Source organism: Pedobacter hiemivivus (genome assembly GCF_004331685.1).
GTDB lineage: Bacteria > Bacteroidota > Bacteroidia > Sphingobacteriales > Sphingobacteriaceae > Pedobacter > Pedobacter hiemivivus.
Genome location: NZ_SJSM01000019.1, coordinates 74,407 through 88,806, shown reverse-complemented (window position 1 = coordinate 88,806; position 14,400 = coordinate 74,407). Strand labels below are relative to the sequence as shown.

Annotated in this window: 18 protein-coding genes; 12 read left to right on the top strand and 6 right to left on the bottom strand. The window is 38.1% G+C overall.

Annotated elements, in window-relative coordinates; genetic code table 11:
* Positions 1-191, top strand: a 191-nt coding sequence (locus EZ444_RS27465) for a hypothetical protein (protein WP_205945306.1), incomplete at its 5' end; no start/stop codon positions are given.
* Positions 192-334: 143 nt separating this feature from the next.
* Here the strand turns inward: EZ444_RS27465 and EZ444_RS21465 are convergent.
* A complete protein-coding gene (locus EZ444_RS21465; RefSeq protein ID WP_131611203.1) occupies positions 335-664 on the bottom strand; it encodes a DUF3276 family protein in 330 nt (109 codons plus the stop codon).
* A gap of 68 nt (positions 665-732) precedes the next feature.
* Entirely contained in the window at positions 733-2,523 is a 1,791-nt protein-coding gene (locus tag EZ444_RS21460) for an ABC transporter ATP-binding protein (protein ID WP_131611202.1), read from the bottom strand.
* Positions 2,524-2,635: 112 nt separating this feature from the next.
* Here EZ444_RS21460 and EZ444_RS21455 point away from each other — a divergent pair, with 112 nt between their 5' ends.
* The 8 genes from EZ444_RS21455 to EZ444_RS27295 all read left to right on the top strand — a co-directional run bounded on the left by EZ444_RS21455 (position 2,636) and on the right by EZ444_RS27295 (position 8,273).
* Positions 2,636-3,724 carry a Glu/Leu/Phe/Val family dehydrogenase gene (locus EZ444_RS21455; RefSeq protein WP_131611201.1) on the top strand — a complete coding sequence of 363 codons (1,089 nt, stop codon included), beginning with the start codon at positions 2,636-2,638 and terminating at the stop codon, positions 3,722-3,724.
* Positions 3,725-3,814: 90 nt separating this feature from the next.
* Positions 3,815-4,708 (top strand): transcription antitermination factor NusB, encoded by an 894-nt coding sequence (gene nusB / locus EZ444_RS21450; protein WP_225874805.1) that lies wholly within the window; start codon positions 3,815-3,817, stop codon positions 4,706-4,708.
* A gap of 6 nt (positions 4,709-4,714) precedes the next feature.
* Positions 4,715-5,182: a DUF1573 domain-containing protein gene (locus EZ444_RS21445; protein WP_131611199.1), complete on the top strand. Its 468-nt coding sequence runs from the start codon at positions 4,715-4,717 to the stop codon at positions 5,180-5,182.
* A gap of 21 nt (positions 5,183-5,203) precedes the next feature.
* Positions 5,204-5,530 (top strand): preprotein translocase subunit YajC, encoded by a 327-nt coding sequence (gene yajC / locus EZ444_RS21440; RefSeq protein ID WP_131611198.1) that lies wholly within the window; start codon positions 5,204-5,206, stop codon positions 5,528-5,530.
* Between the two features lie 103 nt (positions 5,531-5,633).
* Complete coding sequence (locus tag EZ444_RS21435; RefSeq protein ID WP_131611197.1) at positions 5,634-6,581, top strand: CdaR family protein; 948 nt, start codon at positions 5,634-5,636, stop codon at positions 6,579-6,581.
* Positions 6,581-7,177, top strand: coding sequence for a dephospho-CoA kinase (coaE, locus tag EZ444_RS21430; RefSeq protein ID WP_131611196.1), 597 nt, complete (start codon positions 6,581-6,583; stop codon positions 7,175-7,177). The genes EZ444_RS21435 and coaE overlap by 1 nt, the downstream gene beginning before the upstream one ends.
* Positions 7,174-8,115, top strand: coding sequence for an MBL fold metallo-hydrolase (locus EZ444_RS21425; RefSeq protein ID WP_131611195.1), 942 nt, complete (start codon positions 7,174-7,176; stop codon positions 8,113-8,115). Before coaE ends, EZ444_RS21425 begins: the two co-directional genes overlap by 4 nt.
* Positions 8,115-8,273 carry a DUF5522 domain-containing protein gene (locus EZ444_RS27295; protein ID WP_165503683.1) on the top strand — a complete coding sequence of 53 codons (159 nt, stop codon included), beginning with the start codon at positions 8,115-8,117 and terminating at the stop codon, positions 8,271-8,273. Before EZ444_RS21425 ends, EZ444_RS27295 begins: the two co-directional genes overlap by 1 nt.
* Positions 8,274-8,312: 39 nt before the next feature.
* Here the strand turns inward: EZ444_RS27295 and EZ444_RS21420 are convergent, their stop codons facing one another.
* Genes EZ444_RS21420 through EZ444_RS21410 form a run of 3 tightly spaced genes read right to left on the bottom strand, consistent with a single transcriptional unit; the run spans position 8,313 to position 10,341 of the window.
* A complete protein-coding gene (locus EZ444_RS21420; RefSeq protein ID WP_131611194.1) occupies positions 8,313-9,050 on the bottom strand; it encodes a ZIP family metal transporter in 738 nt (245 codons plus the stop codon).
* On the bottom strand, positions 9,050-9,613 hold the full coding sequence (locus tag EZ444_RS21415) for a phosphatase PAP2 family protein (protein ID WP_131611193.1): 564 nt from the start codon (positions 9,611-9,613) through the stop codon (positions 9,050-9,052). The genes EZ444_RS21420 and EZ444_RS21415 overlap by 1 nt, the downstream gene beginning before the upstream one ends.
* Positions 9,610-10,341 (bottom strand): class I SAM-dependent methyltransferase, encoded by a 732-nt coding sequence (locus EZ444_RS21410; RefSeq protein WP_131611192.1) that lies wholly within the window; start codon positions 10,339-10,341, stop codon positions 9,610-9,612. The genes EZ444_RS21415 and EZ444_RS21410 overlap by 4 nt, the downstream gene beginning before the upstream one ends.
* Before the next feature lie 170 nt (positions 10,342-10,511).
* Here EZ444_RS21410 and glmM point away from each other — a divergent pair, with 170 nt between their 5' ends.
* From glmM to EZ444_RS21395, 3 genes are all read left to right on the top strand, one after another.
* Positions 10,512-11,900: a phosphoglucosamine mutase gene (gene glmM / locus EZ444_RS21405; protein WP_131611191.1), complete on the top strand. Its 1,389-nt coding sequence runs from the start codon at positions 10,512-10,514 to the stop codon at positions 11,898-11,900.
* A gap of 6 nt (positions 11,901-11,906) precedes the next feature.
* Positions 11,907-13,055 (top strand): cysteine desulfurase family protein, encoded by a 1,149-nt coding sequence (locus EZ444_RS21400; protein WP_131611190.1) that lies wholly within the window; start codon positions 11,907-11,909, stop codon positions 13,053-13,055.
* A 73-nt stretch (positions 13,056-13,128) separates the two neighbouring features.
* A complete protein-coding gene (locus tag EZ444_RS21395; RefSeq protein ID WP_225874804.1) occupies positions 13,129-13,371 on the top strand; it encodes a hypothetical protein in 243 nt (80 codons plus the stop codon).
* A 65-nt stretch (positions 13,372-13,436) separates the two neighbouring features.
* Here the strand turns inward: EZ444_RS21395 and accD are convergent, their stop codons facing one another.
* A complete protein-coding gene (accD, locus tag EZ444_RS21390; RefSeq protein WP_131611189.1) occupies positions 13,437-14,282 on the bottom strand; it encodes an acetyl-CoA carboxylase, carboxyltransferase subunit beta in 846 nt (281 codons plus the stop codon).
* Between the last annotated feature and the right edge of the window lie 118 nt (positions 14,283-14,400).

Genomic DNA, 14,400 nt, shown 5'->3' with positions numbered 1-14,400 from the left:
CGTGCGACTTCCTATGGAATACAGAATATGGAAATGCAGGGGGCTATGGCAATTTTTACCGTAAACTTAAAAAGAATCCTAAAACTGATCTAATATTCAATAAATCTGAGTTAAATCCAGTCAATTGCAACCAAAATGCTTATTTATCCTTCGAAAAAGACAGGTATATATTGATCAAAAAATCAGTATAACGAAATCTCAACTTTGTTCAATAAAAAAAACGATCAAGTAAAAAACATGTTCTACTTGATCGTTCCTTAAGCTGGCTCATAAATGAGGAACTTTTTCAGTGCCCTCGATTTATTCAGCAGGGCTTTTTTAATAGGTTTATATTTTAGAATGAGAAATCGTCGTTTTGACTTTTGCTGCCCACTCCTTCATGATTTTCAGAATATTCATAACGCTTTTCAACTACATCCTGATGGTTCTTGATGTACTCAACAGTTTCGGTTAATCCTTCTGTAAACTTCTCAAAATCTTCTTTGTATAAAAAGATCTTATGTTTTACAAAAACTCCGTCTTCCAGTCTTTTCTTACTTTCTGTTAACGTTAGGTAATAATCACCTGATCTAGTAGCTTTAACGTCGAAAAAATAAGTTCTTTTACCTGCCCTTACTTTCTTCGAAAAAACCTCTTCTCTCTCTTTGTTGTCAAATTCTCCCATGTTTGGTATTGATCTTGGTTTTGGTTCGGGTAAATATAAACTAATAATTATTAAAGTTCAAAATGAAATTAAATAGTTTGACGCTCTTCCTCTAGTAATTGGTTCCTGTACATTTCTGCATAAGCACCATCATGGCGTAATAACTGCGTATGGCTACCTTGTTCAATGATTTTGCCATGATCCAATACGATGATTTTATCCGCATTTTTTATTGTCGAGATCCTATGGGCTATCAAAATACTAGTTTTACCCTTCATAATTCTGCCTAGATTGCCTAAAATTTGTTCTTCCGTTCGGGTGTCAACGGCAGAAAGACAATCGTCGAAAATAAGTAAACGAGGTTCTTTAATTAAAGCCCTTGCAATAGAAACCCGCTGTTTCTGCCCGCCAGAAAGCGTAATGCCTCGTTCACCAAGCATCGTCTCAAACTTCTGATCAAAATCAATAATGTTATGATATACAGCCGCATTTTTCGCTGCGGTATCAATTTCTTCATCGGTAACCTGGTCTAAGCCGAAAGCAATATTGTTTTTAATGGTATCCGAGAACAGAAAAACCTCTTGTGGTACGAAGCCGATCTGCTTGCGGTAATTGTTTAAGTTAAGGCTGTCTATTTTCGTTCCATCTACACTGATTTGTCCATCATTTATATCGTACATGCGCATAATTAAATTGGCCAGCGTAGATTTTCCAGAGCCCGTACGACCAATAATCGCGACAAATTGTCCCTGTTCAATTTCAAAACTTACATCCTTTAAAGCTTGTATCCCAGTGTCAGGATAGGTGAAGTTGACGTTCTCAAACTTAATGTTACCATTAAGTATTGGAGTGGCAGGATTTGTTGAAGTAATATCTGGCTTTAACTGCAGAAACTCATTGATACGTTTTTGAGAGGCGGAAGCACGTTGAATTAAGGTGGTTACCCAACCCAACATAGAAACCGGGAAGGTCAACTGGTTTACATACACGATAAACTCTGCGATGTTGCCTGGTGTAATAGATCCATCGATGACCTGTATGCCGCCTATATAAATGGTAAGGATGGTACTTAAACCAACCAACAAAAGCATCGTGGGATAAAAGAGTGCCTGCACCTTAACCAAACCCATGGCATTGTCTTTATAGCCTTGACTTTCGGCGGCGAAAACTTTTTGAGTATAATCCTCTCTCACATAAGATTTGATCACCCTGATGCCGGAGAACCTTTCCTGTACAAAGCTGGATAGTTTAGACAGCTGCTCCTGTATCTGTTCGCTCTTTTGATTGATGAGTGTATTTACAAAATAAATGATCACCACAAGGATAGGCAAGGGGAGTAAACACCAGATGGCTAGCGTTGCATTTACCGAGAACATCGCGGAAATAACCAGCAAAAATAACACGACTGTATTAATCGTATACATAATGGCTGGGCCAACGTACATTCTTACCCGGTTAACATCTTCCGTAGCCCGGTTCATCAAATCGCCAGTGTTGTTGCGTCTGTAAAAACCAAGGCTGAGTTTTTGGTAATGCGCATAAATCTCATTCTTCATGTCGAACTCAATATGTCTCGACATTAAAATGATGGTCTGTCGCATAAAAAACAAGAATAATCCCCGTAATAAGTACAGTACCAGTACCAATACCCCAAAATAGAAAAGACTGGTACTAAAGATATCATATATAACCGCTGCACGGTCAAAGCCATCAAACAAACGGTAGATCTGTATGTTTTCGGTAATGAGATTAAAGGCATGGCCGATAACCTGTGCAGGAATCACACCAAAAATATTGGAGATGACCACAAAGAAAATCCCTGGGATAATCCACCATTTATATTTATAGAAGTATTTGTTTAAAAAACGCAGGTGTTTCATTATGGTGTAAAGTTATCCAAATGAACCTGTTTTTTTTAAACTCTTTGGTTAAAACAATGTAAATAATGTTTTTTTATGCTAGTTTTGCGACATATCTGATAAACGAAATTATATGTCTGGTAATAGTTCTATTGTGAATTCAGTTTTAGATCAGTTAAGTGCATCGGGGCACAAGAAGGTCATATATTGCAACGATCCCGATACCGGATTAAAAGCAATTATTGCCATTCACGATACAACTTTAGGCCCTGCATTAGGCGGAACTCGTATGTGGAGTTACGCTACCGAAGCCGAAGCATTGCAAGATGTTTTGAGGTTATCGAGTGCAATGACCTATAAAGCTTCTATTACAGGTTTAAATTTAGGTGGTGGTAAAGCTGTAATTATCGGCGATTCCTACAAAGGAAAATCTGAAGCTTTGATGCGTAGCTATGGTCGGTTTATTAAAAACCTAAATGGCGAATTTATTACCGCAGAAGACTTAGGAACTACCACCAAGGATATGGAGTATATTCGCATGGAAACCAGCCATGTAACAGGTGTACCCGAATCATTAGGCGGAACAGGTAATCCGGCACCAACCACAGCAAAAGGCGTTTATCTAGGTATTAAAGCTTGCGTTAAAGAGGTGTTTGGAACGGATATGCTTGCCGGGCGCTCTGTAGTGGTACAGGGGATCGGTAATGTAGGTGAGCATTTGGTAGCTTTATTGAGAGCTGAAAATGTTGAAGTTTACATCAGCGATATCAACGAAGAACGTTTACAACATGTAGCACGTACTTATAAAGCAAAACCGATCAGTGCTGATAAGATCTTCGGACTGGATGCTGATATCTATGCACCATGTGCATTAGGGGCTACAGTTAATGATACAACGATCAATAAAATGAAGTTTGCCATCATTGCAGGATCTGCTAATAACCAGCTTGCGGATGAAAACGTACATGGAAAACTATTGCTAGATAAAGGCATATTATTTGCACCGGATTACTTAATCAATGCCGGAGGTTTGATCAGCTGTTATTCTGAACTGACTGGCTTTGGTAAAAAACGTACGATGCAGCTAACAGAGAACATTTACAATGCTACCAGAGACGTTATTAAAATGTCGAAGGCAGATAATATACCCACAATATGGGCAGCTAACCGTATTGCAGAAAAAAGGATAGTCGATATCAAAAAAATAAAATCATCATTTTAATCACCAGGTAATTTACCACTCGTTCTTACATTCATGTTAAACAGAAGGCACTTAAGAATTAAAGCTCTGCAAAATATTTTTGCATGGCAAATGTCAGACAAAAAAGATCTGGCATCCTCAAAGAAGGCATTAATGCAAAGTATTGATGACGTATACGAAATGTACGTTGGCATGCTGTCGTTGTTAGTAGAAACTACGGAGTATACAGGAGTAGACGCTATTGAGCGCTCTAACAAACACCTGCCTACAGCGGATGACCTTAACCCGAATTTAAAGTTGTTAAACAACACATTTGCGGTTACCCTAAAACAAAATCCAGATTATTTAGCAGCAATCCACAAGTACAGGATTAACTGGATGTCTGATCCGGAATTTGTAAAAGCTATTTTTAATACTTTAAAAGTTACTCCTGAGTACGCCGCATACCTGGCTGACGGGGATAATAGCTTAGAGGGATCAAAAACAATCATCAAATTCATCTTCAGGAAAATTATCCTTAAAAGCCACAACATCATTCAGGCATTTGAAGATAAATTTATCAATTGGTCTGTTGATAAAGAGGTAATGCAAGGAATGGTTGCTAAAACAATCAAAAACTTTACTTCGGAAGATCCGTTTAAAAACAAACTGACGCCAATTAGTCAGGATTGGGAAGAGGATAGTAAATTTGTACAGGATCTATTTGTATATACCCTTAAAAACAACAAGGAATACCAGGAGCTGATTGCCGAAAGAACTAAAAACTGGGAGTCAGAGCGTATCGCATTAATGGATACTATCCTAATGAAAATGGCAATTTGTGAGCTGTTAAATTTCCCTTCAATACCTGTTAAAGTAACTATAAACGAGTACCTTGATCTATCAAAAGATTACAGTACGCCGAAAAGTAATTCATTTATTAACGGTATATTGGACAAAATTTTAGGCGATCTGAAAAGAACAGATAGCATACATAAAATTGGTCGTGGACTAATAGAAGAATAAAGGAATATGAAAAAAATCTTTGTACTGGCATTGGCGGTTATATCATTCGCATCATGCCAAAATGCAGCAAAAACCAATGAAGCAACAGGTACTGGTATCGAATCTGCTGCAGTCACTGGAGCAACTACCGATACAGTCGTTCCGGAAGGAGAAGCTGCTGTAATGGACTTTGAAAAAGGGAATTACGATTTCGGTAAAATTACTCAAGGCGAAAAAGTTTCTTACAGTTACAAATTTAAAAATTCAGGTAAAAGCCCTTTAATTATTCTGAATGCTACCGCTACATGTGGTTGTACTGTACCAGTAGTGCCTAAAGATCCGATTAAACCAGGTGAAGAGGGCGAAATCAAAGTAGTATTTGATAGCAATGGTAAATCAGGTATGCAGGATAAAGTAATTACAGTTACTTCTAATGCTCAGCCTCACATTGCCAGTTTGCATTTGACAGGCGAAGTTAAAGAACAATCTAATTAACATACATTTATACAATAGAATATGATATCAACAGTAATTTTGCAAGCCCAGGGTGGTGGCATGTTAAGCACATTAATTCCTATGGTTTTAATCATGGTTGTTTTTTACTTCTTCATGATCAGACCTCAGGTTAAAAAAGCAAAAGACCTTAAGAAAATGGTTGCAGCTTTAAAAAAGGGAGATAAAATAGTTACTACAGCTGGTATTCATGGCCGTATAGCTGATATGAACGAGACAACTTTCTTAATCGAAGTAGAAGGTGGTACGAAAATTCGTTTTGATAAATCTGCAGTATCTTTAGATGCAACTAATGCTGTTGCCCCTAAAACAGAGGAAACAAAAGCGTAATTTTCTTTAAATTTATTTGTAAAGGCCTGTATCATTTCTATGGTACAGGCTTTTGCTTTTATGCATTTCACCAGAGTAGCATATTATTTGTATTTTTACAGCAATGCCGTTTATAAAACTGACTAAAATAGAACGAAAACGAATCCTCGTTTTACTCACCTGCCTGCTTCTCGCAATTGCAGCCTGGCTATTTATGGCTTTAAATAATAAATATCCTTACACGGTTAAAACGGTTTTAAAGTACAATAGTATCCCTCAAAAGAAAGCTTTTCATCCTTTACAATCTGATACCGTTGATCTGGAAGTTGAAGGAACCGGCTGGCAGTTGCTCTTTTCTCGCTTGCGGATCCAGCCCCAAGCCATTGCCATTAGTCTGGAAAAACTAAATAACAGAAATTTTATACTTTTTTCAGAACAATTAATCAATGTAAATAACCAGCTGGAAACTTCTCAGAGAATTATTTCTGTGAAACCAGATACACTGTACTTTGATTTTTCACAAAAAACAGTAAAAAGAGTCCCTGTTAAACTAGTATCTGATATTCGCTTTGCAAGGCAATATGGCGTATCGAATCCTATTGAGATTAACCCCAACTACGTGACTATTTCCGGGCCTGAGCAGGAATTAGAAAAGATCAAGGAATGGAAAACAGATTCGCTAAAGTTTGAAGATCTTCAGTCTACCGTTAAAAGTGTGGTAGCGATGAACCAAAGTAAAATGAAAAACGTTAGTATTTTCCCCTCAAGTGTAGAAGTTAAGGTACCTGTGGATGAGTTTACGGAAAAAGTATTGGAAATTCCTTTAAAGATTGTTAATAATAGAGAGTACTATAACGTTAAACTCTACCCAAAGAAGGTGAAAATTACTTTTTTAGTCGCCCTCTCAAAATACCATCAGGTGGATGAAGAGTTTATGGAGGCAGTGGTAGATATGAATGAATGGAAAGATCGTAAGCACAATAAGCTAAGAGTTAAGATAGTGCGTTTCCCTGATTTTTGTAAAATACTTCATGTTGTACCGGGAAAAGTTGACTTTATTATTGAAAAGTAATGTTGAAAATAGGGATTACAGGTGGAATAGGTAGTGGTAAGACCACAATCTGTAAAGTATTTGAAACACTGGGCATAGCCGTGTTTTATGCAGATACTGTAGCCAAACAGATTATGGTGAGTGATGAAATCCTGGTAAAAGGGGTAAAGGCCGCTTTTGGCGAAGAAAGCTACACCATTGATGGCGTATTAAACAATAAACACATTGCAGGTATTGTTTTTAACAATGCTGCTGAGCTGGCTAAATTAAACGAATTGGTGCATCCGGCAGTATTTAGAGCATTTGACAATTGGGTAAAGGATATCCCAGCATCAACACCTTATATCCTCAAAGAAGCTGCTTTACTTTTTGAAAGTGAATCGTACAAAATGTGCGATCAAAATATTCTGGTTATCGCCCCCGAGGAAATCAGGTTGCAGCGTGTAATGCAACGCGATAGGGTAACGGCAGCACAGGTTAAGGCGCGTATGGATAAACAATTGTCCGACCAAGAAAAGGCCAAACTGTCCGACTATATTATTAATAACAACGAAACAGAATCATTGATCATTCAAGTTACTCACTTACATCAACTGTTTTTAAATATTCCTGAATGATACTTGATGATTTTATTGTACTGACCAAAACTGGCTTGTTTTGTAGTTATGGGGATTTCTATTTAGACCCCAAAGAAATAGTGAAAAATGCGGTCATCTCTCATGCGCATGGCGATCATGCTATTGGAGGTAACCTAAATGTATATTGTACCGAAGCTACTGCGCTGTTTATGAAACATCGTTATAGAAAGTTTGCAGGTGGAGAATTTCATCTAAAAGCTTACTACCAGGAATTTGACCTCAATGGCGTCAGGATTAGCTTTATACCTGCGGGACACATCTTAGGGTCTGCACAAGTTTTAATGGAGTACAAAGGCGTAAAATACCTTTATACGGGTGATTATAAGCTGCAACCTGATAAGACGTGTGAGCCTATTGAATTTGTAACTGCTGATGTACTGATTACTGAAACTACTTTTGCTGATCCGGGTACCCAACATCCGGTGGCGGAAGGGGAGATATTGAAGTTGAATAGTACTCAGAGCAACATCATGTTGGGCGCTTACGCTTTAGGTAAATGCCAGCGATTGATTAGTTTAATGAATGATCATTGTTCTGAAAAAAGGATATTGGTGCATCACAGTATGTTGCCTTTTGTAAAGATCTACGAACAAATGGGCGTAAACCTTGGTAAATACGAACCTTACGATCGTAAGGTGATGAAAAATAACCTAACCAATATGGTGTATTTGGTGCCACCAATGGTGTTTAAGAGTTATTTTAAGGCTATTAATGTGATTAGGGTATTTGCTTCAGGTTGGAAACATTTACAAAACAGCCACGAAATTCAGTTGTTCATCTCTGATCATGTGGATTGGAACGATATTTTACAGACGATAGAGGAGGTAAAGCCGACGCAAATCTGGACAAATCATGGAAGCGGTACAAAATTAAAGGATCATTTTGCGACCAGTTTAGTTGTTAAATCATTGGACTAATGAAAGAAGGGGAGGACTATTATTTTAACGATGATGGTTTAATGGTGTTTACAGCAGCATACCACCTTAAACGTGGCTATTGTTGTAAAAATAAATGTAAACACTGTCCCTGGGGTTTCGGTAAGAAAAGAGCTAAAAAAACAGAGCGGGACACCTAATGGGTATCCTGCTTGATAAAAGGTCAATAATTGATGGGTTTAGTGTACGTGACCGTGCCCACCACCTGAAGTGTAAAAACCTATCAGGGCTATTCCTACACCGCATAATACAGCGATCATTTTACGTTTACTTACCTTATGGTCAACGCTTGATTCGAATAGGATAGTTGTAGAGATATGTAAAAATATACCAATTACTATACCCATAATTTTATTGAAATAGTCCTCGATACCACCAATACTACCAGTGCTCAGTCCATAACTTACATAAAAACCAAGTGGGGCCATGATGGCAAAGATGCTGATGTAAATGATTATACTCTTTCTGTTGAAATGACTCTGTAGAAGGATACTGGCCAATGCAAAAGCCGCAGGAATATGATGTAGGGCAATGCCATAAATCAGTGCATTGTGCTGATCTTTAGCCACAGGCATTCCTTCAAGGAAAGCATGTAGACATAAGCTGATCATAATGCCATAAGGGAATACCTTATTCTCATTGTGCTTGTGAATGTGACCATGCTCAACACCTTCCGAAAATTGTTCCAGCACGATCTGCAATAAAAAGCCTATTAAGATAAATATGCCTATGTCTGCATGATCCGGACCGCTATAAGCGTCTGGTATTAAATGTAAAACGGTGATAGCAAATAGATATGCACCACTAAAGGAGAGAATTAATTTTAGCAGTTGAGATTTGTCGCTTTTTACTAAAAAGATGGCTGTGCCTCCTAAAAAAGCACTGAAAAATAAAACGACTAGCTTCCAGATTTCCATTATGATTTTGGTTGTATTTTTCTATAAATTGTTGCGGTAAATATGCCGATTGTAGTGCCCAGGACAGCTCCCACCATGGTGTCGATGGGATAATGTACGCCTACATAGATTTGGGAAAAAGAAATGATAAAGGCCCAAAACAAACCTATTGGCAGAATAGGTCTCCATTTGTCGTAAAACACAAAAATAAGAAAGACGGCGATGGCAAAATGATTGGTAGCATGAGCGGATGGAAAACTATATCCACTTCCACAACCTACCCTGTGGATAATTTCGTCGGCAAGACTAGGTTCGTTGCATGGTCTGAGTCGTGCAACAAAGGGTTTAATTAGTCGCGAGGCAACCAAATCGCCAAGGGCAAAAGTAGCCAGTAGCATCCCAACAATATAAGCCCCTTTTTTTTTGTATTCAATAAAACAAAAAATCAGGATAAATAAGTAAAGTGGAGCCCAGAAATACCTGTTGCGCATCAAAGGCAGTAACCAATCAAAGAATGGATTGGCCATTCCTCTATGGATCTTTAAAAATAGCTCAACATCAAATTGTTGTAAGCTTTCTATCATGCCTTTTTGCAGATTAATATCAAACGATCTGATTTGTTTTCATCAAATGCTTCCAGGCCATAGCTGCCAAACTTAGCCGCGATCTGTAAACCGCTCTTCTCAAACATTCTTTCAAAATCTGCTAATTCAAAAGCCTGTACACGTTCTTCAAAAGCATAAGGCTTATCGCGGTGCTCGAAATTGATGTGCTTAATGATCTTACCGTTGGCAACAAACTTATTGAGATGAAATTCAATCCCGTCGACGGTCTTGGTTTCCTGCTGTGTAAGGTTTTTAATAATCTTTAAAGTATTAAAATAATCTATCACCAATGTCCCATCAGCCTTTAATCCTTTTCTGAAAGATTTTAAAGCATTTACATGGTCTTTTTCAGTATCAAAATACCCAAAGCTGGTAAAAAGGTTCATCGCAATGTCGAAGTAATTGATGAAACACAACTTCCGCATGTCATGAACATAAAAATGAAGGCGTTTTTGTTCAAACTGCTGCGCATATTTTATGCTTTGTTCCGAAAGATCTATACCAGTTACATCATAGCCTTTTTTGTTCAGATAAATGGAATGGCGACCGCGACCACAGGCAATATCCAGGATTCTGGAGTCCGCTGCAGGTTTTAAATAAGCCGATAAATTATCAATCAGAAATTCAGCCTCAGCATCATTCCGTTGACTGTAAAGAATGTGATAATAAGGAGAGTTGAACCAATATTGAAACCATTTACGCTGCATATAGCTTTGCTTTTTGATGTTTAGAAAAAGACAAATATAGTGTTTTGCTCTGCAACCGATAGGATTTTTTGTGTAGTAAATGCAATTTAACTGCATTTAGCATAATAATGACCAAAGTTAGATAAGTGGTTACCTGATTTTTTCTTATTTTTGAAGAAAACTGAACAGAATTGACACTAATAAAATCTATCTCCGGCATAAGGGGCACAATTGGCGGCGTGGCCGGCAATGGTTTGACCCCCATTGATATTGTAAAATTTACTGCAGCTTATGGCTCGTGGGTAATTAACAAAACCAACATTAAAAGGATTGTTCTTGGTCGTGATGCCAGGATATCAGGCGAAATGGTCAATAACCTTGTTATAGGAACCTTGCAAGGATTGGGTATTGAAGTCATAGATCTTGGTTTATCAACAACACCCACAGTAGAAATTGCCGTTCCTATGGAAAAGGCAGGTGGTGGGATCATTTTGACCGCAAGTCATAACCCTAAACAATGGAATGCCCTTAAATTGTTAAACGAAAAAGGCGAGTTTATTAGTGATGCAGATGGGAAAGAAGTGTTGGATATCGCTGAAAAATCCGAATTTGAATTCGCTGACGTAGATAGCCTTGGTCAGGTAATTGCCAATGATACTTATTTGCAAAAACATATAGACATTATCCTGGCTTTGCCATTGGTTGATGTTGCCGCGATCAAGAAAGCTAATTTTAAAATAGCTATTGATTGTGTGAATTCTACGGGGGGGATATTTGTTCCAGCCTTATTAAGAGCTTTAGGTGTAGAGACCATTTACGAGTTATATTGTGAACCAAATGGTCATTTCCCACATAATCCTGAGCCATTGCCGGAGAATTTGACTGAAATTGCTAAGGTTGTACAGAGCAAACAGGCTGATTTAGGTATTGTAGTAGATCCGGATGTAGATCGTTTGTGCTTTGTTTGTGAAGATGGAGAGATGTTTGGCGAAGAATATACACTGGTAGCAGTGGCCGATTATATTCTTCAAAATACACCAGGCAATGCAGTCTCTAACCTGTCCTCGACCAGGGCATTACGTGATGTTGCTGAAAAGGCAGGTGGCGAATACCATGCATCAGCAGTAGGTGAGGTGAATGTTGTGAATCAAATGAAAGCAACAAATGCAGTGATTGGTGGTGAGGGTAATGGTGGTATCATTTATCCGGAATTGCATTATGGTCGCGACGCTTTAGTGGGCATTGCATTGTTCTTAACACACCTTGCAAAATTTGGAAAGTCTATTTCCCTAATGCGTAAAAGCTATCCTGAATACTATATTTCTAAAAATAAGATCACTTTAACTCCAGAGATGGATATTGATGCCTTATTGGTAAAAGTACAGGAGAAATATAAAAATCAGCCAAATTCAACGATCGATGGATTGAAGATTGAATTTGATAAGGAATGGGTACACTTGCGTCGCTCTAACACAGAACCAATTATCCGAATTTATAGCGAAGCTGGAACGGAAACTGTAGCGGAAAACCTGGCCACAAAGATCATATCCGATATCAAAGAAATATTAAAACTGAACTAAGGGGAAATGGAAAGGATTTATTTAGATAATGCAGCAACCACTCCTTTAGATAAAGAAGTGATGGCCGAAATGCTGAATGTAATGAGCAATTATTACGGTAACCCTTCTTCTATCCATGCTCAGGGCCGCGAAGTACGTACCTTGATTGAAAAAGCAAGGAAAACGGTGTCTGGATTGTTAAATGCAACACCTGCCGAGGTATTTTTTACTTCGGGTGGTACAGAAGCTGATAATACGGCCATTCGCTGTGGTATAGCTGCTTTTAATATTAAGCATGCTATTACGACTAAAATAGAACATCATGCGGTTGAGCATACCTTAGAAAGCCTTTTAAAGCAAGGGGTGATTGATAAGTTGAGTTTTGTAGATATTGATGAAAAAGGCAATGTAGACTATAATCATCTGGAAGAGTTACTTAAAAACAACGAACGTTCTTTCGTTTCCTTAATGCATGCCAATAATGAATTAGGGACTTTAACGGATATAGAAAAGGTAGGAGACCTTTGCGAAACTTACAATGCCATTTATCATTGCGATACGGTACAAACCATGGGACATTATGTTCATGATGTGAGAAAGCTGAAAGCGCATTTTATTGTTTGTGCAGCTCATAAATTGCATGGACCTAAAGGTGTAGGTTTCTTGTTTGTAAACCATAATGTTAAAATTAGTCCGATGATTTTTGGTGGTGCACAAGAGCGTAACATGCGTGGTGGTACCGAAAACGTATATGGAATTGTTGGATTGGCCAAAGCATTGGAAATTGCCTATGCAGAAATGGAACAACACCAAAACCACATTCAGGAGCTGAAAAGCTATATGAAAGATAAATTGCTTGCAGAAATACCAGGTATTGCCTTTAATGGGGAAACTGATCCTGACAAGAGTTTGTATACCGTATTAAATGTTTCTTTCCCGGAAATGGATATGGCTGATATGTTGTTGTTTAACCTGGATATTAATGGCGTTTCCGCTTCAGGTGGCAGTGCATGTTCATCAGGGTCAAACATTGGCTCTCATGTGCTTACAGGCATTCATGCTGATCCGAACAGACCGTCAGTGCGGTTCTCCTTCAGTAAATACAATACCAAAGCAGAGCTCGATTTTGTAGTAGAGAAAGTTAAGGAGATTGTGGATAAAAACATTACTGTTTAATTAAAACAGAAGAAGCGTCAGAATTGTTTATGGCATAGGAAACAGGATTTTCTTATCATAAATACTTTTGCATATGAAAACTACAAAAAAAGGTGAGGACGAAAAAGTAGTGCCAGAAGAGGATACGCATACAAAACATGCGCATAGAAAAACTGTTTATAAAGAGACAGGAGATCCGATCACTGAGCGGGAGGCAACGAGTGGAGAAACCTCTTCTATAGCGGGAAGGGCCGATTTCATCATAAGACCAAAAAGAAAGACTAGACCACTTGGACCTGGGCATGAACCTGGAACTACACCAGGAAGAGATATATAATCAGATTAAAAAAGAAGGGTTTGTGTGCATACACAAACCCTTCTTTTTTATATGAATTAAAACCCTTAGTGCTTCATCATTTTAAGGAATGTCGCCAGCTTTGCTTTCATTTCCCTACGATCAACGATAAAATCTAAAAAGCCATGTTCCAAAACAAACTCAGCAGTTTGGAAACCCTTAGGCAAATCTTTTTTAATCGTTTCTTTAATTACCCTTGGACCGGCAAAACCGATCAATGAGCCTGGTTCAGCAATATTAATATCGCCAAGCATAGCATATGATGCAGTAACACCACCTGTAGTTGGGTCGGTTAATAAAGAGATGTATGGAACTTTAGCCTGACTTAATAAAGCCAGTTTAGCTGAAGTCTTAGCCATTTGCATTAATGAAAATGCAGCTTCCATCATCCTTGCACCACCTGATTTTGAAATCATCAGGAAAGGGATTTTGTGTTTAATGCTGTAATCAATAGAACGGGCAATCTTTTCGCCGACTACCGATCCCATAGATCCACCAATGAAATTAAAGTCCATACAGGCAACCATCAGGTCTTCACCTTCGACTTTACCGTGAGCAGCCCTAATCGCGTCTTTTAAGCCGGTTTTAGCCATGCTTTCTACCAAACGATCTTTATATGGTTTACTGTCCGTGAACTCCAATGGATCCCCTGATGTCAGGTCTGCAAATAGTTCTGTAAATTGATTATTATCAAATAATACTTCAAAATATTCTTTAGAACCAACCCGCAAATGATAGCTGCAGTATTGGCAAACATATTTATTTTCTACAAGGTCTGCACTGTGTAACGCTTTCTTGCAATTTGGGCACTTGTTCCATAAACCATCTGGTGCCTCTTTCTTTTCTTCCGTTAATGTACTGATACCTTTTTTTTCTCTCTTAAACCAAGCCATGTTATTTGTTGAAAAATGCGAGTACAAAGAAACAAAAAAAAATTAGAACAGTTTAAGGTAGTTTTCATAAGAAGAATTTGTGATTGGTGGTGTAGTATGGTTTAGTTAAAAAATAATA

Bases quoted from the DNA above. Each gene is read 5' to 3' on its own strand.
- EZ444_RS21420 (WP_131611194.1), bottom strand. From the start codon at position 9,050: ATGGAAATCTGGAAGCTAGTCGTTTTATTTTTCAGTGCTTTTTTAGGA.
- nusB (WP_225874805.1), top strand. From the start codon at position 3,815: ATGTCAGACAAAAAAGATCTGGCATCCTCAAAGAAGGCATTAATGCAA.
- EZ444_RS21455 (WP_131611201.1), top strand. From the start codon at position 2,636: ATGTCTGGTAATAGTTCTATTGTGAATTCAGTTTTAGATCAGTTAAGT.
- EZ444_RS27295 (WP_165503683.1), top strand. From the start codon at position 8,115: ATGAAAGAAGGGGAGGACTATTATTTTAACGATGATGGTTTAATGGTG.
- yajC (WP_131611198.1), top strand. From the start codon at position 5,204: ATGATATCAACAGTAATTTTGCAAGCCCAGGGTGGTGGCATGTTAAGC.
- EZ444_RS21460 (WP_131611202.1), bottom strand. From the start codon at position 2,523: ATGAAACACCTGCGTTTTTTAAACAAATACTTCTATAAATATAAATGG.
- accD (WP_131611189.1), bottom strand. From the start codon at position 14,282: ATGGCTTGGTTTAAGAGAGAAAAAAAAGGTATCAGTACATTAACGGAA.
- EZ444_RS21410 (WP_131611192.1), bottom strand. From the start codon at position 10,341: ATGCAGCGTAAATGGTTTCAATATTGGTTCAACTCTCCTTATTATCAC.
- coaE (WP_131611196.1), top strand. From the start codon at position 6,581: ATGTTGAAAATAGGGATTACAGGTGGAATAGGTAGTGGTAAGACCACA.
- EZ444_RS21435 (WP_131611197.1), top strand. From the start codon at position 5,634: ATGCCGTTTATAAAACTGACTAAAATAGAACGAAAACGAATCCTCGTT.
- EZ444_RS21465 (WP_131611203.1), bottom strand. From the start codon at position 664: ATGGGAGAATTTGACAACAAAGAGAGAGAAGAGGTTTTTTCGAAGAAA.
- EZ444_RS21400 (WP_131611190.1), top strand. From the start codon at position 11,907: ATGGAAAGGATTTATTTAGATAATGCAGCAACCACTCCTTTAGATAAA.
- EZ444_RS21425 (WP_131611195.1), top strand. From the start codon at position 7,174: ATGATACTTGATGATTTTATTGTACTGACCAAAACTGGCTTGTTTTGT.
- EZ444_RS21395 (WP_225874804.1), top strand. From the start codon at position 13,129: ATGAAAACTACAAAAAAAGGTGAGGACGAAAAAGTAGTGCCAGAAGAG.
- EZ444_RS21415 (WP_131611193.1), bottom strand. From the start codon at position 9,613: ATGATAGAAAGCTTACAACAATTTGATGTTGAGCTATTTTTAAAGATC.
- EZ444_RS21445 (WP_131611199.1), top strand. From the start codon at position 4,715: ATGAAAAAAATCTTTGTACTGGCATTGGCGGTTATATCATTCGCATCA.